Origin of the sequence: Streptomyces sp. NPDC050546 (assembly GCF_044457425.1) — a bacterium.
In the GTDB taxonomy this organism is placed as follows: domain Bacteria; phylum Actinomycetota; class Actinomycetes; order Streptomycetales; family Streptomycetaceae; genus Streptomyces.
Genome location: NZ_JBITGX010000006.1, coordinates 118,517 through 135,671, shown reverse-complemented (window position 1 = coordinate 135,671; position 17,155 = coordinate 118,517). Strand labels below are relative to the sequence as shown.

General features: G+C 71.9%; 14 protein-coding genes. 4 read left to right on the top strand and 10 right to left on the bottom strand.

What is annotated here, in order from left to right:
• Window positions 1–94: 94 nt before the first annotated feature.
• The 8 genes from ACIBK5_RS16660 to ACIBK5_RS16625 all read right to left on the bottom strand — a co-directional run bounded on the left by ACIBK5_RS16660 (window position 95) and on the right by ACIBK5_RS16625 (window position 7,925).
• Window positions 95–1,294 (bottom strand): TerD family protein, encoded by a 1,200-nt coding sequence (locus ACIBK5_RS16660; protein WP_399020811.1) that lies wholly within the window; start codon window positions 1,292–1,294, stop codon window positions 95–97.
• 64 nt (window positions 1,295–1,358) lie between these two features.
• On the bottom strand, window positions 1,359–1,580 hold the full coding sequence (locus ACIBK5_RS16655) for a hypothetical protein (RefSeq protein WP_382596304.1): 222 nt from the start codon (window positions 1,578–1,580) through the stop codon (window positions 1,359–1,361).
• 234 nt (window positions 1,581–1,814) lie between these two features.
• The gene (locus ACIBK5_RS16650; RefSeq protein ID WP_399020244.1) at window positions 1,815–2,804 is read right to left on the bottom strand and encodes a zinc-dependent alcohol dehydrogenase family protein; all 990 of its coding nucleotides are present in this window, start codon (window positions 2,802–2,804) and stop codon (window positions 1,815–1,817) included.
• Window positions 2,801–3,625 carry a carbohydrate ABC transporter permease gene (locus ACIBK5_RS16645; RefSeq protein WP_382499678.1) on the bottom strand — a complete coding sequence of 275 codons (825 nt, stop codon included), beginning with the start codon at window positions 3,623–3,625 and terminating at the stop codon, window positions 2,801–2,803. The genes ACIBK5_RS16650 and ACIBK5_RS16645 overlap by 4 nt, the downstream gene beginning before the upstream one ends.
• Window positions 3,622–4,563 (bottom strand): carbohydrate ABC transporter permease, encoded by a 942-nt coding sequence (locus tag ACIBK5_RS16640; protein ID WP_399020242.1) that lies wholly within the window; start codon window positions 4,561–4,563, stop codon window positions 3,622–3,624. The genes ACIBK5_RS16645 and ACIBK5_RS16640 overlap by 4 nt, the downstream gene beginning before the upstream one ends.
• On the bottom strand, window positions 4,560–5,933 hold the full coding sequence (locus tag ACIBK5_RS16635; RefSeq protein ID WP_399020240.1) for an ABC transporter substrate-binding protein: 1,374 nt from the start codon (window positions 5,931–5,933) through the stop codon (window positions 4,560–4,562). The genes ACIBK5_RS16640 and ACIBK5_RS16635 overlap by 4 nt, the downstream gene beginning before the upstream one ends.
• 105 nt (window positions 5,934–6,038) lie before the next feature.
• The gene (locus ACIBK5_RS16630; RefSeq protein WP_399020238.1) at window positions 6,039–6,806 is read right to left on the bottom strand and encodes a DeoR/GlpR family DNA-binding transcription regulator; all 768 of its coding nucleotides are present in this window, start codon (window positions 6,804–6,806) and stop codon (window positions 6,039–6,041) included.
• A 309-nt stretch (window positions 6,807–7,115) separates the two neighbouring features.
• A complete protein-coding gene (locus tag ACIBK5_RS16625; RefSeq protein WP_399020236.1) occupies window positions 7,116–7,925 on the bottom strand; it encodes an NAD-dependent epimerase/dehydratase family protein in 810 nt (269 codons plus the stop codon).
• A 223-nt stretch (window positions 7,926–8,148) separates the two neighbouring features.
• Between ACIBK5_RS16625 and ACIBK5_RS16620 the strand changes: the two genes are divergently transcribed.
• Both ACIBK5_RS16620 and ACIBK5_RS16615 read left to right on the top strand, forming a co-directional pair.
• On the top strand, window positions 8,149–9,090 hold the full coding sequence (locus ACIBK5_RS16620; RefSeq protein WP_399020234.1) for a 5-dehydro-4-deoxyglucarate dehydratase: 942 nt from the start codon (window positions 8,149–8,151) through the stop codon (window positions 9,088–9,090).
• Window positions 9,087–10,253: a hypothetical protein gene (locus tag ACIBK5_RS16615; RefSeq protein WP_399020232.1), complete on the top strand. Its 1,167-nt coding sequence runs from the start codon at window positions 9,087–9,089 to the stop codon at window positions 10,251–10,253. Before ACIBK5_RS16620 ends, ACIBK5_RS16615 begins: the two co-directional genes overlap by 4 nt.
• Window positions 10,254–10,289: 36 nt before the next feature.
• Here the strand turns inward: ACIBK5_RS16615 and ACIBK5_RS16610 are convergent, their stop codons facing one another.
• On the bottom strand, window positions 10,290–11,528 hold the full coding sequence (locus ACIBK5_RS16610) for an MFS transporter (RefSeq protein WP_399020230.1): 1,239 nt from the start codon (window positions 11,526–11,528) through the stop codon (window positions 10,290–10,292).
• Window positions 11,529–11,607: 79 nt separating this feature from the next.
• The gene (locus ACIBK5_RS16605; protein WP_399020228.1) at window positions 11,608–12,060 is read right to left on the bottom strand and encodes an SRPBCC domain-containing protein; all 453 of its coding nucleotides are present in this window, start codon (window positions 12,058–12,060) and stop codon (window positions 11,608–11,610) included.
• A gap of 144 nt (window positions 12,061–12,204) precedes the next feature.
• On the opposite strand from ACIBK5_RS16605, the gene ACIBK5_RS16600 reads away from it, so the two are divergent.
• Together ACIBK5_RS16600 and ACIBK5_RS16595 are read left to right on the top strand one after the other, a co-directional pair.
• Complete coding sequence (locus ACIBK5_RS16600) at window positions 12,205–12,807, top strand: TIGR03086 family metal-binding protein (RefSeq protein WP_399020226.1); 603 nt, start codon at window positions 12,205–12,207, stop codon at window positions 12,805–12,807.
• A gap of 339 nt (window positions 12,808–13,146) precedes the next feature.
• On the top strand, window positions 13,147–17,097 hold the full coding sequence (locus ACIBK5_RS16595) for a tetratricopeptide repeat protein (protein WP_399020224.1): 3,951 nt from the start codon (window positions 13,147–13,149) through the stop codon (window positions 17,095–17,097).
• Window positions 17,098–17,155: the final 58 nt, after the last annotated feature.

Sequence of the window (17,155 nt, the reverse complement as noted above, 5' to 3'; positions counted from 1 at the left end):
GGGTGGGGGTGTGGGGGGTTTGGAGGGTGCGGGGGGTGTGTGGCTTGTCGCGCCGTTCCCCGCGCCCCTGAAGGGGCGCGGGGGGCAAGGGTGTTTACAAGGCCTGGGCTGCCGGCTTGACCATGCCTCGGACTGTGCGGGACTTGACGAAGTCGCCCATGGCGGTCATGTCCCACTCGCCGGAGAACTGGCGGATCAGCTTGGCCATCATCACGCCGGTCTGCGGCTCGGCGCTGGTGAGGTCGAAGCGGACCAGTTCCTCGCCCGTCGTGCCGTCCAGGAGGCGGCAGTAGGCCTTGGCGACCTCCGTGAACTTCTGGCCGGAGAAGGAGTTGACCGTGAAGACCAGGCCGGTGACCTCCTGCGGCAGCCGGCCGAGGTCGACCATGATCACCTCGTCGTCCCCGCCGCCCTCGCCCGTGAGGTTGTCGCCGGAGTGCTTGATCGCGCCGCCCACGATCTGGAGCTTGCCGAAGTAGCAGCTGTCGATGTGGTTGCGCTGGGGCCCGTAGGCGATGACCGAGGCGTCGAGGTCGATGTCCTTGCCGCGGTACGCCGGCTCCCAGCCGAGGCCCATCTTGACCGAGGAGAGCAGGGGGCGGCCGCCCTTGACGAGGGAGACGGTCTGGTTCTTCTGGAGGCTGACGCGGCCCTTGTCGAGGTTGATCTTCCCGGTGCCGGGCGCGGGCGCGGGCGGGGGAGGCGTGGCCGGGGCCGGGGGTGCCGCGGGCGCGGTGACGGGCGGGGCCACCGGCGGCTGCATGGGGGCCGGGGGCGGGGTCACCGGCTGGGCGGCGGCCGGCTCCTCCACCGTCACACCGAAGTCGGTGGCGATGCCCGCGAGGCCGTTGGCGTATCCCTGGCCGACCGCGCGGGCCTTCCACTGGCCGTTGCGCAGATAGATCTCCACGATCACCAGGGCCGTCTCGCTGCCGAGCTGCGGCGGTGTGAACGAGGCCAGGACGGAGCTGTCGTCCGCGTTGCGGATCGTGGCGGTCGGTTCGACGCCCTGGAAGGTCTGGCCCGCGGCATCGGGGCTGGCGGTTACGATGATCTTCTCGATGCCGGGGGGTACGGCCGCTGTGTCGACCGTGATCGCGTCGGGCGCGGTGCCGCCGCCGGAGCGGTACGTCACGCCCGGGCCCGACGGCTGGTTGTAGAAGATGAAGTCGTCGTCGGAGCGCACCTTGCCGTCGGCGGTGAGCAGCAGGCCCGATACGTCGAGCCGCACCGGGGCGGCGACGTCCACCGTCACGCGGGCGGCGGACAGGGGAATGTTCGAGCCGGGGGTCATAGCTGTCATGCCGGGTGAACGAGCGAGGCGGTTTTGCCGTTCCCTTACCTTGGGCCCAATCGGGTCAGCGGCGATTGCGGGGATGGTCGCGCGCGGTGCGTTCGTTGCCCCGCTTGTAGTTGCCGGTCCAGCGCGCCATGACGAGCTGGGGGTCGGAGGTCTCGACCTCGGCGAGGAACTGCGCGGCCCGGGGGCCGTTCAGGGTGGTGGCGGGGCGGCCGTGGTGGGTGATGCGGACGGTTCCGCCGCCGTGCTGCTCGTAGCTGAATCCGTGGGGTCGTGGCATGCCGCGAGGTTATGGGGCGGGAGGCGGGCACTCCCAGCGAATTTAGCGGGCGGCCATTGATAGGCGTTCCGCTATCAATCCGTCGGAGATCGGAATCAGGCGGATGTTCCCCTGGGGGGCCGGCTGCACAAGACTGGCGCGGAAGGATCTTGCATGTCGGCCGTGTTCGGGGGACGCGTGGGGTGCGGCCGGAGGGGGTCGCACCCCACGCGCGGTCCGGTCCGTGAGTCCTGGCTACGGCACCACGACGATCTTCCGGCCCACGCCGGACGCGAACTGCTCCAGCGCCTGCGGGTACCGCTCCAGCGGGATGCGGTCGCTGATGAAGATCTCCGGGTCCAGCACCCCGTTCGCGAACAGCTCCGCCGCCCGCTCGAAGCTGTGCAGCACGGCCATCGAGCCCGTGATGGTGATCTCCTGGTTGTAGATGCGGTACGGGTCGATCGTCACGCGGGTCGCGTAGTCGGCCACGCCGAACTGCAGGAACGTGCCCGCCTTCGCCACCCGGTCCAGGCCGTCCTGGATCGCCGCCGCGTTGCCCGTGGCGTCGACGACCAGGTCCCAGCCCTGCGGGCGGTCGAGTTCGTCGGGGTTCGCCGCCGACGCCGAGACGCCGAGGCGGCGGGCCGTCTCCAGGCGGGCCGGGTTCACGTCGACGACGTCCACGCTCGCCGCGCCCGTGCGCTTCGCCAGTTCCAGCATCATCAGGCCCATCGTCCCGGAGCCGTAGATCAGGACGTGCGCGCCGAGGCGGGACCGGAGGACGTCGTAGCCGCGTACCGCGCAGGACAGCGGCTCCACGAGGGCCGCGTCCTGGGTGCGGACGTGGTCCGGGAGCTTCACGCAGTTCGCCACGGGCGCGACCGCGAACTGCGCGGCGCCGCCCGCCGTCGTCACACCGATCGCGGCCCACCGTTCGCAGAGGTTGTTGTGGCCCGTACGGCAGTAGCGGCACTCGTAGCAGTAGAGCGAGGGGTCGACCGCGACCCGGTCGCCCACCGACACCTCGGTGACCCGGTTGCCGACCCCGACCACCTGGCCCGCGAACTCGTGCCCGGGCACGATCGGCAGCTTCGGCGCGAACTCGCCCTGCAGGATGTGGAGATCGGTTCCGCAGAGGCCGCAGGCGGCCACCTCGACGACGACCTCGCGCGGCCCTGGCGTCGGGTCCGGGACCTCGGCGACGACGGCCTTGCCCACGGACTCGATGACGGCGGCCTTCATTTCACGGCTCCCAACGACAGGCCCTGGACCAGCTTGTCCTGGGCGGCGAACCCCGCGGCGAGCACCGGCAGGGAGATGACGAGCGACGCGGCGCACACCTTCGCCAGGAACAGGCCCTGGCTGGTGATGAAGCCGGTCAGGAAGACGGGGGCGGTCTCGGCGACCACGCCGGTCAGCACTCGTGCGAAGAGCAGTTCGTTCCAGCTGAAGATGAAGCAGATGAGGGAGGTCGCGGCGATGCCGGGCAGGGCGATCGGGGCGACCACGCGTGCGAGGACCGTCGGCAGTCTGGCCCCGTCGACCTTCGCCGCCTCGATCACCGCGACCGGGATCTCGGCGAGGAAGGACTGCATCATCCACACCGCGATCGGCAGGTTCATGGACGTGTAGAGGATGACCAGCAGCCAGATGTTGTCGAGCATCCCGGCGTTCTTCGCGAACAGGTAGATCGGCAGCAGGCCCGCGACCACCGGCAGCATCTTCGTGGAGAGGAAGAAGAACAGGACGTCCGTCCACTTGCGGACGCGGTTGATCGACAACGCGTACGCCGCCGGGAAGGCCAGCAGCAGCACCAGCAGGGTCGAGGCCAGTGACGCGACCGCCGAGTTGATCAGGGCGGGCCAGGGGCTCGCGCCGCCGCCCGCGCCGAAGAACTCGCGGTAGCCGTCCAGGGTCAGGGAGGCCGCGAAGGAGGGCGGGTTGGTGGCCGCGTCGGCCTCCGAGTGGAGGGACGTCAGGGCCATCCAGGCGATGGGCAGGAAGAACACGATCCCGGCCAGCCAGGCCATCAGGCCCATGCTGTTGCGGCGTACGACGTTCATGCGCGGGACACCTCCTCGCGGAACAGGGACGACACCACGCGCAGGGCGAAGGTCGCGATGATGATCGAGCCGATGACGACCAGGACGCCCGCGGCCGAGGCGAGGCCGTTCTCGTGGGCCTGGTAGAAGCTCTGGTAGACGGTGTAGGGGAGGTTGGCGGTGCCGAGGCCCCCGGACGTGATCGTGAAGACCGCGTCGAAGTTCTGGACGATGTAGATCGAGCCCAGCAGGGCGCCGAGTTCGAGGTAGCGGCGCAGATGCGGGAGTGTCAGATGGACGAAGATCTGCCAGTCGCTCGCGCCGTCGACCCGGGCCGCCTCGATCTGCTCCTGGTCGCGGCTCTGCAGGCCGGCGAGCAGGATCAGCATCATGAACGGCGTCCACTGCCAGACGAGGGAGGCCTCGACCGCGAGCAGCGGGGTGTTGGAGATCCAGTCGGGCTGTGGGCCGCCCACATAGTGCAACAACCCATTGAGCAGACCGTATTCAGGGTTGTAGAGCACATGCTTCCAGAGCAGGGCCGCTGCCACCGGGACCACCAGGAACGGCGCGATCAGCAGGGTGCGGACGATGCCCCGGCCCCGGAACCTGCGGTCCAGCAGCAGGGCGAGGACGAGTCCCAGCACCAGGCTGGCCAGGACCACCGCCACCGTCAGCAGCACGGTCGTCCACACCGAGTGGCGCAGGTCCGCGTCGGTGAGGACCTCCTGGTAGTTGTCGAGGCCGGTGAAGTGGCGGGCGTCGGGATAGAGGGCGTTCCAGTCGAAGAAGGAGATCACCAGCGTGGCCACGAAGGGCAGCTGGGTGACGACGACCATGAAGATCAGGGCGGGGAGCAGCGGGGCCCGGGTGGCCCACGCGCGCAGCCGGGCGGAGGGCCGGCGGACCGGGGTGCGGAGCTCGGGGGAGGCCGCGGGGGCCGTTGTCGTGGCGGTCATCGTCCCTCGTACTCCTCGGAGATCTTCTCGGCGAGCTGCTGGGACTTCTTCAGGGCCGACTCGACGGACTGGCGTCCGGCGATGGCCGCGCTGATCTCCTGGGAGACCTTGGTGCCGAGGTCGGTGAACTCGGGGATGCCGACGAACTGGATGCCGGGCGCGGGCCGCGGCTGCACGCCGGGATCGTCGGGCCGGGCTCCCTCGATGGCATCCTTGGTCATCTCCTGGAAGGCTGCGGCCTCCTTGCGGTAGTCGGCGTTCGCGTACGTCGACGCCCGCTTGCCGGCCGGGACGTTGGACCAGCCGGCCTTGTCGCCGACCAGTTCCTCATAGCCCTTGCCGGACGCCCAGGAGACGAACTTCCAGGCGTTGTCGGGGTTGCGGGAGGACTTCTGGATGCCCCAGGCCCAGGTGTAGAGCCAGCCGGAGGAGTCGGTCTTCTCCACGGGGGCGGGGGCGTAGCCGACCTTGCCCTTGACCGGGGAGTTCGCCGCCTCCAGGGATCCGGCCGCGGAGGTGGCGTCGTACCACATGGCGACCTTGCCCTGGGTCATGTTGTTCAGGCACTCGGCGAAGCCGGACTGGGCGGCGCCGGACTCGCCGTGCTCGCGCACCAGGTCGACATAGAACTTCGTCGCCTTCTCGAAGGCGGGTGAGTCGAGCCGCGCCTTCCAGTTCTTGTCGAACCAGGTGCCGCCGAAGGTGTTCACGACCGTGGTCAGGGGTGCCATCACCTCGCCCCAGCCGGGCAGGCCGCGCAGGCAGATGCCCTTCATACCGGGCTCGGCGCCGTCGGCCTTCGCCGCGAGGTCCGCCACCTGCTGCCAGGTGGGGTGGGCGGGCATCGACAGGCCCTGCTTCTCGAACACGTCCTTGCGGTACATCAGGAACGACGACTCGCCGTAGAAGGGCTGGCCGTAGAGCTTGCCGTCCTCCGCGGTGAGGGACTGGCGCATCGGCTTCAGTACGTCCCGCTCGTCATAGGCCGGGTCCTTGGCCACATAGCCGTTCATCTCGTGCAGCCAGCCGTTGCGGGCGTAGATCGGTATCTCGTAGTTGGAGAGGGTGGCCACGTCGTACTGGCCGGCCTGGTTGGCGAAGTCCTGGCTGATCTTGTCGCGGACGTCGTTCTCGGGCAGGACCGTGAAGTTGACCTTGATGCCCGTCTCCTGGGTGAAGTGGGCGCGGGTCAGCTTCTGCAGCTCGACCATCTGGGGGTTGTTGACCATGAGGACGTTGATGGCGTCGCCGCCGGATCCGGCCCCGCCCGCGCCGACCCAGCAGCCGGAGAGCAGCGGGGCGAGCAGCGTCCCTGCGGCGGCCGCGGCGAGCGTGGCTCGCGGTGGCCGTCGTCGGCTCTGGGTTCGCATGGATCGCTCCTGGATGTATGGGGAGATAAGGGGTGGTTCAGGGCATGGCTGCGCCCGATGGGGAACGTCGGTGCGGGACGTCGGTGTGGGACGTCGGGTTGGGTGTCAGACCCGGATGACCTGGGGTCCGAGCAGTGAGTAGCGGTGGGCTTCGGCGGTCGGCAGCAGCGTGCTCGTCACGATCGTCTCCAGCGCACTGACCTCGGCGAACCGGCAGAAGCTGACGGCTCCGAACTTGGTGTGCACGCCCGCGAAGACCGTGCGGCGGGCGGCCCGGATCGCCTGCGTCTTGACCTCGCTGACGGCCGGGTCGGGGGTGGTGAGGCCGTGTTCGCGGGAGATGCCGTTGGCGCCGATGAACGCCAGGTCGACGACGAAGCCGGCCAGCATCTTCGTCGTCCAGTGGTCGACGGTGGCGAGGGTGCCCGAGCGGACCCGGCCGCCGAGCAGCAGGACGGAGACGGTGTCGGTCTCGGCGAGCGCGCCCGCGACCGGCAGGGACGCGGTGACCACGGTCAGCGGCCGGTCCCTGGGGAGTGCCTCGGCGATGAGCTGGGGGGTGAAGCCCTCGTCGACGAAGACGGTCTCGGCGTCCCCGAGCAGCTCGGCCGCGGCGGCCGCGATCCGGCGCTTCTCGGGGACGTGGCTGGTGGCGCGGAACGCGAGCGTCGTCTCGAAGCCGGCGCTCTCCACGGGGTAGGCGCCGCCATGGGTGCGGCGGAGCAGGCCGTGGTCCTCCAGGACGCGCAGATCCCGTCGTACGGTCTCCTTGGCCACACCCAGCTCGGTGGCGAGCGCGCTGACGTCGACGGCGCCGTCGCGTCGTGCGACGAGCACGATCTCGCGCTGACGTTCTTCCGCGGTTCTGTTCATGGCCGTCACCCGCCTCCTGCTGTGCTGCCCGTTCGGGCCCTCGGTCGGGCCTTGGGGAAGTTCTACAGGGGGTCGGGTGTGGTGACCAGGCCTGATGCGGGCTCGATGCTGCCCGCGTGTGCCCGTTCGGTCCCGGGCGTGCGCGGCGTGTTACGGGGGTGTCGTGGCTGTCTGCGGGCGCGTTGTGGCTGGTCGCGCAGTTCCCCGCGCCCCTGAGGGCACTGCCCTACGGCTTCCGGGTCGTGCCCGAATGCCCGAGCGGGCGGGCCCGTTCTCTGCCCGCTCGCCGCCGGAGGTGATGTCTTCCGGTCAGTACGGCCAGATCGGGGGGTCCGTCACGAACGGGCCGCCGAGGTAGGCGTGGGCCTCGTTGCCGTCCCGCAGCTCGCCCTGCTCGGCGATCAGCTTCTCGGCGAACGGCTCGGAGTCGTCCTGGGGGTCGTAGCCGAGCGCCCGCGCCGTGCCGAGGTCCCACCACAGGCGGGTGTTGGCGGAGGAGCCGTAGACGACGGTGTGGCCGACGTTCTCCGCCGTCAGGGTCGCGTGGAAGAGGCGGGCGCCGTCGGCCGGGCTCATCCACACCGACAGCATGCGGACGCTGGTCGGCTCGGCGAAGCAGGAGCCGATGCGCACGGAGACCGTCTCGATCCCGTGCTTGTCCCAGTAGAACTGCGCGAGGTCCTCGCCGAAGGACTTGGACAGGCCGTAGAAGGTGTCCGGGCGGTGCGGGGTGTCGACGGGGATGAGCGGATCGGTGCCCTGGGGGCGCGGGGTGTAGCCGACCGCGTGGTTGGAGGAGGCGAAGACGATCCGGCCGACGCCCTCCTCGCGGGCGGCCTCGTACAGGTGGTAGGTGCCCTCGATGTTCGCCTTGAGGATCTTCTCGAAGGGGGCTTCCAGGGAGATGCCCGCGAGGTGGATGATCGCGTCGACGCCCCGGACGGCCTCGCGCAGGGCGTCCTTGTCGCCGAGGTCGGCGACGATCGCGTCCGGCGCGTCCTCGATCGGGCGCAGGTCGAGCAGGCGCAGCTCGTAGCCGTAGTCCGGGAGCAGGTCCCGCATCAGGGTGCCGAGGCCGCCGGCGGCGCCGGTGAGCAGGACGGTGCGGGGAGCGGGCATCCTCGGATCTCCTTGAATGGGCCGCCGTGTACATGGGCGCACGGCATTCATATGTGTGGACACGCTAAGGAGCTGGGGCGGAGCCCGTCAAGTATGTCGCGGGAGCGGCGAATCCGCTGGTGCGTCGCGGGTTCGCGCGCTTGACCGGCGCCAAGGGGGCGCCTTAGCGTGGAGATGTTCAGAAATATAGACGCCAATCATGAATATGGAACTGGGAGAGCTCGTGACGTCAGCCCCTCTCGCCGCTCGACTCAGCCTTCCCAGCGGGCCGCTGTTCTTCCCGGTCACCGCGTACGGACCCGACGGCTCCGTGGACCTCGACGCCTACCGCACGCATGTGCGCCGCGGGGTCGAGGCCGGAGCCGCCGCCGTGTTCGCCTGCTGCGGCACCGGCGAGTTCCACGCGCTCACGCCCGAGGAGTTCGAACGGTGCGTCCGGGCGGCCGTCGAGGCGGCCGAAGGGCGGGTGCCGGTCGTCGCGGGCGCCGGGTACGGCACCGCGCTCGCCGTGCGCTACGCCCGTCTCGCCGAGGCCGCCGGGGCGGACGGGCTGCTCGCCATGCCGCCCTACCTCGTCGTCGCCGGGCAGGAGGGGCTGCTGCGGCACTACCGGGAGGTGGCCGCCGCGACCTCCCTGCCCGTCGTCGTCTACCAGCGCGACAACGCTGTCTTCACCCCGGAGACCGTCGTCGAACTGGCCCGCACGGACGGGATCATCGGCCTCAAGGACGGGCTCGGCGACCTCGACCTCATGCAGCGCGTCATCAGCGCCGTGCGCACGGAGGTCCCGGGCGACTTCCTGTACTTCAACGGCCTGCCGACCGCTGAGCAGACCCAGCTCGCCTACCGCGCCCTCGGTGTCACGCTCTACTCCTCCGCCGTGTTCTGCTTCGCCCCCGAGATCGCCCTCGCCTTCCACCGGGCCCTCGCCGACGGCGACGGACGGACCGTGGAGAAGCTGCTCGACGGTTTCTTCCGCCCGTTCGTCGAACTGCGCGACCAGGGCCGCGGCTACGCCGTCGCCCTGGTCAAGGCCGGTGTACGGCTGCGCGGCCTCGACGTGGGCGAGGTGCGGCCCCCGCTGCACGAGCCGACCGAGGATCATGTCAAGCAGCTCGCCGAACTGATCGAACGCGGCTACGCGCTGCTGGAGGAGGCCAAGTGAAGGCGTCGGCATTCGTCTACCCCTGGGACGTCAACGGGGACCCGGAGGCGCCCGCGCGGATCGCCGCGCTCGGCGTGGAGCAGGTGACGCTCGCCGCCGCCTACCACTCCACGCGCGCCCTCACGCCCCGCCACCCGCGCCACCGCGTCGTCACCGCCGAGCACGCCTCCGTGCTCTACCCGGCGGACGACCGCTGGGAAGGGCGGGAGCCGCGCCCCTACGCGGCCGGCGCCTGGGCTCCCGGGGACGCCTTCGGGGCGGCCGCGGTCGCTCTCGCGGACGCCGGCCTGGAGGTGCACACCTGGGTCGTCCTCGCGCACAACTCCCGGATGGGCGCCGAGCACCCGGACACCTCGGTCGTCAACGCCTACGGCGACCGCTACCCCTGGGCACCGTGCATCGCCCAGCCCGCCACGCGCGCGTATCTGACCGACCTGGCGGCGGAGGCGGCCGTACGGCCCGGGGCGCGGGGCACCGAGCTGGAGTCCCTCGGCTGGTACGGCCTCCAGCATCTGCACGCCCACGACAAGACCGGCGGCGTCGGCCTCGAGGACGCCGGGCAGTACCTGATGGCGCTGTGCTTCTGCCCGTCCTGCCGCGAGGGCTACGGCCGGCACGGCCTGGACGCCGACGAACTGGCCGCCGCCGTACGGACCGCCCTGGAGCCGGTCTGGCAGGGGGTGACGCCCTCCGACGGGGGCTGGACGGGCATCGAGAAGCTGCTCGGCGAGACCCTCGCGAACACCACGCGCGCGTACCGCGACGAAACCGCCCGCACGCTTCAGGAACAGGCGGTCGCGGCGGTCCGGGCGGCCGCTCCCGACGGCTTCCAGGTACTGCTGCACGCGGACCCGGTGTCCTACCACGTCGGCGCCAACCCCGGCGTCGACCCGGCGCACATCCTGTCCGTCGCGGACGGCGTGGTCGTGCCCTGCGCGGGCGGCCTCGGCACCCTGACGCCGTTCGCGAGCCAGGGCAAGGAGGGCGCGGTCATCGCCGCCAACTTCCCCGTCGTCTCCGGCATGGGCGGCAGTCCTGACACCCTCGTCGGCGACATGGCCGAGGCCCACCGCCTCGGCGCCACGGAACTGCGGCTCTATCACGCCGGGCTGGCGTCCGACGGCGACCTGGAGACGGTCCGCTCCGTGCTCGCGGGTCGCTGAAGCGGCCGGGGCGCCCGGGTGGCTCGGTGCCGGTGGTCAGGCCGGGTCGGTGTCCGACTGTGACCGGGAGGCGACCGGCTCGGTCCGCGCCGGGCGCTGAAGCAGCGGGGCCGCCGTAGCCAGGAGGGCCGTGCCCAGGGCGATCAGCACGAGCCGGTGGCCGGTCAGCTCGACCAGGGCCGCTCCGGCGGCCAGTCCGATCACGTTCGGGGCGTACACCAGCGTGCTGGCCGTGGCGGTGACCCGGCCGAGCAGCGGGCCGGGGGTCTCGCGCTGCACCGAGGTCAGGGCGGCGATCAGCACGGCGGGCAGGCCCGCGCCGATCGCCGCGCCGCACACCAGCGCCAGCGGGTCGGACGGCACCGCCCGTAGCGCCACCGCGACGGCCAGCAGGGCGATGCCGTACGCCGCGAAGCGCCGCTCGCCCAGACGGCGCAGGGCCGTCCCGGACAGCAGGCCCACCGCGACCGACCCGGCGCCCTGCACGGCGTACAGCACACCGGCGTACGAGGGGGAGCGCCCGAGGCCGTCGACGACGGCGTAGATCATCGCCCCGTTCACTCCGGCGCACAGCATGGTCGCGCCGCCGGCCAGGACCAGGGGGCGCTGCACGGGGTGCGCCCACAGGTGACGGACGCCCTCGGCGGTCCGCTTCCCCCGGTTTCCGGTGGGCGGCGCGGGCCTCTCCTCCCGCACCCGCAGCAGCGCGTACAGCCCCGTGGCCAGCACGAACGTCGCCGCGTCCAGGAGGGCGACGCTCGCACCGCCGTACGCCGCGTACAGGCCCGCGCCCGCCAGCGGGGCGAGGAGTTTCATGCCCTCGGCGGCCGTCATGCGCAGGCCGTTGAAGTCGCCGAGCAGGGACGGGTCGACGGCGGCCGCCACGAGCGCCGACTCGGCCGCGTGATGGACAACGCCCGCCGCTCCGTAGAAGAACAGCACCGCGTACAGCAGCCACAGGTCGCCCGGGGCGTCGACGCTCACGAGGGTGAGCAGGAGGACGCCCAAGAACACGTTCACGCCGATCAGCAGCGGCTTGCGGCGGCCCCGGTCCGCGAGGGCGCCCAGCAGCGGGCCGGCCAGGGTCGGCAGCCACATGGCGAGCATGCACAGCGCGGCCAGGCCGTCCGAGCCGGTGAGGTCCTTGACCCATACGCCGGACGCCAGCCACAGGGCCGAGGTGCCGAAGCCGGAGACCAGCACCGAGGAGAGGCAGAGCCCCGCGTCGCGGTCGCGCAGGACGCGCACGAGAGGCCAGGTCGTCTTGGTCGTCATGCCTGGCCATCGTGGGACTAAGGACCGGGCGGAGGGATCGGGAGAGTGCCCTAATTCCAGTGGACAGGGCCGGCCGTCGTCACGCTCGTGAGGCGAGCAACTCCCCGAGCTTGCCGAGGCCCTGACTCCAGCCTTCCTCGTGGAGAGCCCGCCGCCGCTCGGTGGCGAAGTCGCCCTGGTCGAGGATGAGCTCGGACCGTCCGATGCCGGTGTCGTGCAGCGACAGCGTCACGACCGTCTCCCGGTCCTCGGGGTCGGGATCCTCCCAGCGGAAGGTGTACGACAGGCCTACCGGGGGATCGACGTCGATGTATTCGCCCACCAGGTAGAACAGATCGCCTTCCGGGGGCTGCATCGCGATCCGGTAGGCACCGCCGGGGCGGAGGTCGATCTCCACACTCGGGGTGCTGAACCCGTCGGGGCCCCACCAGCGGGCCACTTCCGTGGGGTCGGTCAGCTCTCGGAACACGCGCACGGGCTCATCGGCCAGCTCGCACTCCAGATGCAGTCTCAGCTCGACGTCCTGTGTCATCACGCACCACCTGCCACCGAAGGCGCCTGGAATGACCCCTATGCGCATTTTAGGCTGGCCGGCCATGGGTCACGATTCCGTGGCGATGAGTTCCGTGGCCGGAGTCGGTCTACCTCCCAGGAACGGAACCAGGAGGAGCAGCCGATGACCGACACGACCCAGACCCCGACCCTCGACCTCGGACCACAGGCCGCGGTCGTCGCGCGCCTGGCCGAGGGCGTCACCGACGAGCAGCTCGCGGACCCGACGCCCTGCCCGGAGTACGCGGTGCGCAACGTGCTGGCCCACCTGGCCGGACTCGCCCGGGCCTTCCGCGACGCAGGCCGCAAGGACCTGGGCGTCACGACCGACACCCGCCCGGACTCCACCGTGCCCGAGCTCGGTCCCGGCTGGCGCGAGGAGCTGCCCAAGGTGCTCGGCGAGATGGCCGAGGCCTGGTGTGATCCCGCCGCGTGGACCGGCATGACCCGCGCTGGGAGCGTCGACCTGCCCGGCGAGATCGCGGGCCTCGTCGCCACCGACGAGCTGGTGATCCACGGCTGGGACCTGGCCCGCGCGACCGGCCAGTCCTACGCCCCCGACCCGGCCGCCCTCCAGGCCTGCCACGACTTCCTCGCCGCCGCCGCCGACGAGCCGGACCGCCCCGAGATCTTCGGCCCCGTCGTACCAGTCGAGGCGGACGCCGCGCTGCTGGACCGGGCCGTCGGGCTGAGCGGGCGTGAGCCGGGATGGACACGCGTCTCCTGAGGAGCCGGAACCGGCCCGCGACAGCGGCCGCCGGGCTGCCCCGGCCCCGGGTGTGCCCGGCCCGGACGGTGTGACGTCCGTGCCTCCGCCGCGGGTGCTCCCGGGCCCGGACGGTGTGACGCCTGTCTCCCCCCGGCGGGTGCGCTCGGCCCCAACGGCGTGACGCCCCCCCGCCCCGGGTGTGCCCGGCCCGGACGGTGTGACGTCCGTGCCTCCGCTTCACCGCCCCACGCCCCGTTCGGCGCGGCAGAATGGCCGGGGGTGACGGCGCACGAAGTGGTGGTCGGAACGGGGTGGGGTATGGCGGGCTCGGGGCGGCGCGGCCGGTCGCGGGGGGAAATGATCCGACAGCGCACACGGGCACGCTTCGTGGGCCGGCGGGCGCAGCTGTCGCTGTTCGCGGAGAACCTGGGGAGGGACCCGTATTCGGAGGAGGACCCGGCCGAGTTCCTGTTCCATGTGCGCGGCGTGGGCGGCGTGGGCAAGTCCACGCTGCTGCGCCAGTGGCAGGAGGCCGCCCGGCGCGCGGGCGCGGTGACCGCGGTGGTGGACGAGGGCGACGTCCACGGCGTGCAGCAGGCCCTGTCGGAGCTGGCGCGGCAGCTGGCCGCGCAGGCGGGGCCGCTCAAGGAGTACGACCGGGCGGCCGAGCAGTACCGCCGGGAGCAGGAGGCCGCCGTCGAGCCGGTGCCGGCCGAGGGGGACGCCTCGGTGTCCAGCAGGGTGGTGGCGCAGGCCGCCCTGGGGGCCGTCTCGCTGATACCGGGTGCCGCCCCGGTCGCCGCGATGGCCAGCCCCGACGCCGCCGCACAGGGGCTGGACCGGCTTCGTTCCGGTGCCCGGACCCGCCCCCGCCGGGCCCGTGCGAGCGACGCGGCTGAGGTGAGCCGGGCGTTCGTCTCGGAACTGGGCCGCCTCTGCGGCCGGCACCCGTGGGTCGTGCTGTTCCTCGACACCTGGGAAGTGACCGGCCGCTACCTGGACGGGTGGCTGCGCGACCTGCTGGAGGACGCGTTCGGTCCGTTACCCGTCAACGTGATGGTCGTACTGGCCGGACGCGACGAACTCGCGGAACGTGAGTGGGCTCCGCTGCGGGCCCTGGTGGCGGACGTCCCGCTCGACGTGTTCACCGTCGCGGAGACGAGGGCGCTGCTCGCCGCCCGGGGCGTGACGGAACCCGATGTGGTGGAGGCGGTGCTGCAGCTGTCGATGGGGCTGCCCCTGCTGGTGGAGCTCCTCGCCTTCACCCGGCCGGCGGCGGCCGAGGACGTCGCCGCCGACGGAAACGTGGCGGACCTGGCGGTCGAACGGTTCGTCCAGTGGATCACCGACGGGCGGCAACGCGAGACGGTACTGGCGTGCGCGTTCGCGCCGCAGCTGAACGAGGACATCTTCGCCACCGCCGTACCGGCCGAGGCCCGTCAGCTCTGGCAGTGGCTGTGCGAGCAGCCGTTCGTCAGCGGTCGCGGCGACTTCAAGCAGTACCACGCCGTGGTGCGCGCGAGCATGGTCCGTCAGCAGCGCGCCCACTCTCCCCAGCGCTGGACCACCGCGCACGTGCGGCTGGCGGACGCGCACGCCGCCTGGCGCGCCGCCGCCGAGCAGGGACTGCCCGAGGCCAAGCGCTGGGGTGACCCCAGATGGCGCAGGCACCGTCTGGACGAGACGTACCACCGGCTGTGCGCGCATCCCGCCGCCGAACTGCCGGCCACGCTGGAGGAGGCCGTCCACGCCGCCGGCCAGGATGCCGAGATCCTTCGCCAGTGGATCGACGGGTTCGCGCAGGCCGCCCGCGACAGCGCCGATCCGGCCCTGCTCACCTGGGCCGAACGGCTCCAGAGCGCCGCCGCGGACGCCCAGCCCCTGCTCGCCGCCCTGGCCGCCCTGCTGGCCCACGGCGGCCTGGACATCTCCGCCCGTGCCTGGGTCCACGCCTACCGCGGTCGGCAGCTCTACCTCGCGGACCGCGACGACGAAGCCACCCAGGCGCTGGACCTGGCCGTCGCCACGGATCCGCGCAACGCCCGGGCCTGGGCCTACCGAGGCGACCTGCATCGCTGGCTCGACCACTCGGAGCAGGCGATCAGCGACCTCACGACCGCGCTCACACTCGACCCCACGGATGCCTGGTCCCTGGCCCGGCGGGGCGAAGCCAACGGCCAGGCGGGCCGCAACGAGGAGGCCGTCGCCGATCTGACGGCCGCCCTCGCGCTCGACCCGACCATGGCGCGGGCCCTCGCCTCCCGCGGTGAGGTCCACCGTGCGGCGGCCCGGTACGGGGAAGCCATGGCGGACTTCACGGATTCCCTGGGCCTTGATGCCGGCCTCGCCGCGGACGTCCTGCCCCACCGCGCGCTGGTGCACTCGCAGGCCGGTCGCCACGACGCCGCGGTCGCCGACTTCACGGCGGCCCTGGAGATCGATCCCACCTACGCGTGGGCCCGCGCCCAGCGCGGGCTGGTCCACACGGCGGCCGGGCGTCACGAGGAGGCCGTCGCCGACTTCACCGCGGCTCTCGAACTGGACGGGACTCTCGCCTGGGCCCTGGCCGAGCGGGGTGTGGCCCACCGGGCGGCGGGCCGCACGGCCGAGGCCGTCACCGACCTCACGGCCGCCGCGGAACTCGACCCCCCGTACGCCTGGGCCCTCGCCCAGCGGGGCGAGACCCACCGCCTCGACAGCCGATACGACCTGGCCGTCGACGACTTCACGGCGGCCATGGCCATCAACCCCTCCTACTCCTGGGCCCTCTCCCACCGTGGCGAAGCCCACCGGGAGGCCGGCCGCTTCGAGGAGGCGGTCACCGACTTCACCGCCGCACTGGACATCGACGCCGCTTCGATGTGGACCCTCGCGTCCCGGGGCCAGGCGCACCGTGAGGCCGGCCGTCTCGACGAGGCGGTCGCCGACCTCTCGGCCGCCCTCGAGGCGGACCCCACGCTGGACTGGGCCCTGGCGGAGCGTGGGCAGGCGCATCGTCAGGCCGGGCGTTTCGAGGAGGCGGTGGCCGACTTCACGGCGGCGCTGGCTCTTGATCCGGCTTATGTGTGGGCTCTGGCCCGTCGGGGTGAGGTGTATCGGCAGGCCGGTCGGTTCGAGGAGGCGGTGGCGGATCTGAGTGCCGTTCTGGAGGGTGAACCGCGTAACGACTGGGTTCTGGCGGAGCGGGGGGCGGCTCATCGTCAGGCGGGGCGTTTCGAGGAGGCGGTGGCGGATTTCACGGCGGCGTTGGCTGTGGATCCGGGGTATGTCTGGGCGCTGGTGTCCCGTGGGCAGGCGCATCGTCAGGCCGGGCGTTTCGAGGAGGCGGTGGCCGACTTCACGGCGGCGCTGGCTCTTGATCCGGCTTATGTGTGGGCTCTGGCCCGTCGGGGTGAGGCGTTTCGGCAGGCCGGTCGGTTCGAGGAGGCGGTGGCGGATCTGAGTGCCGTTCTGGAGGGTGAACCGCGTAACGACTGGGTTCTGGCGGAGCGGGGGGCGGCTCATCGTCAGGCGGGGCGTTTCGAGGAGGCGGTGGCGGATTTCACGGCGGCGTTGGCTGTGGATCCGGGGTATGTCTGGGCGCTGGTGTCCCGTGGGCAGGCGCATCGTCAGGCGGGGCGCTTCGAGGAGGCGGTGGCCGACTTCACGGCCGCCCTGGCTCTTGATCCCGTCTCCAGCTGGGCTCTGTCCGAGCGTGGTCAGACCCACCGCGAGGCCGGCCGTCTCGACGAGGCGATCGCCGACTTCACCGCCGCCCTGGAGCACGACCCGACCCTCGTGGAGGCCCTGGCGGAACGCGGGGAGGCCCACCGCCAGACCGGCCGCCACGAGGAGGCCGTCGCCGACTTCACGGCCGCTCTGGAGCACGACCCGGATCTCTCCTGGGCCCTCGAACGCCGGGGGATCGCCCGGCGGGAGGCGGGCCACTACGCCTTGGCCCGGCAGGACCTCGAGCAGGCGATCGTGGCCGAACCAGGCGACCGCGGAGTCCTCTTCGAACAGCTCATGCTGGACACGGTGACTTCGGGATTCGAGGCCTGCCGAGACCGGTGGGCGGCCCTGTTGGAGCACCCGGTCGATACTCCCGGCGACGACGCGACCAGGTACTTCGCCCTCTTCCGGGCGCTCCTCCTCGACACCGAGGGCACCGGCGCGGAGGCCCTTCGGACGTTCCTCGACAGCGGACCGGACTTCGACGCCGTGACGGACCTGCTGCTCTACCTCGCCGAGCTCTCCGAAGGGGACGGCACCCTCGCCGAGCACGCGGAACGAAGCCGCCGGCTGGTCCTGGCGCACACCGGCGCGTGAGGTCCGCCGACAACCATCTCTGTCGAAAGCATTGACGAACCCCACGCGCCCTCCTACC

Bases quoted from the DNA above. Each gene is read 5' to 3' on its own strand.
- ACIBK5_RS16640 (WP_399020242.1), bottom strand. From the start codon at position 4,563: ATGACCGCCACGACAACGGCCCCCGCGGCCTCCCCCGAGCTCCGCACC.
- ACIBK5_RS16650 (WP_399020244.1), bottom strand. From the start codon at position 2,804: ATGAAGGCCGCCGTCATCGAGTCCGTGGGCAAGGCCGTCGTCGCCGAG.
- ACIBK5_RS16595 (WP_399020224.1), top strand. From the start codon at position 13,147: ATGATCCGACAGCGCACACGGGCACGCTTCGTGGGCCGGCGGGCGCAG.
- ACIBK5_RS16605 (WP_399020228.1), bottom strand. From the start codon at position 12,060: ATGACACAGGACGTCGAGCTGAGACTGCATCTGGAGTGCGAGCTGGCC.
- ACIBK5_RS16600 (WP_399020226.1), top strand. From the start codon at position 12,205: ATGACCGACACGACCCAGACCCCGACCCTCGACCTCGGACCACAGGCC.
- ACIBK5_RS16610 (WP_399020230.1), bottom strand. From the start codon at position 11,528: ATGACGACCAAGACGACCTGGCCTCTCGTGCGCGTCCTGCGCGACCGC.
- ACIBK5_RS16660 (WP_399020811.1), bottom strand. From the start codon at position 1,294: ATGACCCCCGGCTCGAACATTCCCCTGTCCGCCGCCCGCGTGACGGTG.
- ACIBK5_RS16635 (WP_399020240.1), bottom strand. From the start codon at position 5,933: ATGCGAACCCAGAGCCGACGACGGCCACCGCGAGCCACGCTCGCCGCG.
- ACIBK5_RS16655 (WP_382596304.1), bottom strand. From the start codon at position 1,580: ATGCCACGACCCCACGGATTCAGCTACGAGCAGCACGGCGGCGGAACC.
- ACIBK5_RS16645 (WP_382499678.1), bottom strand. From the start codon at position 3,625: ATGAACGTCGTACGCCGCAACAGCATGGGCCTGATGGCCTGGCTGGCC.
- ACIBK5_RS16630 (WP_399020238.1), bottom strand. From the start codon at position 6,806: ATGAACAGAACCGCGGAAGAACGTCAGCGCGAGATCGTGCTCGTCGCA.
- ACIBK5_RS16625 (WP_399020236.1), bottom strand. From the start codon at position 7,925: ATGCCCGCTCCCCGCACCGTCCTGCTCACCGGCGCCGCCGGCGGCCTC.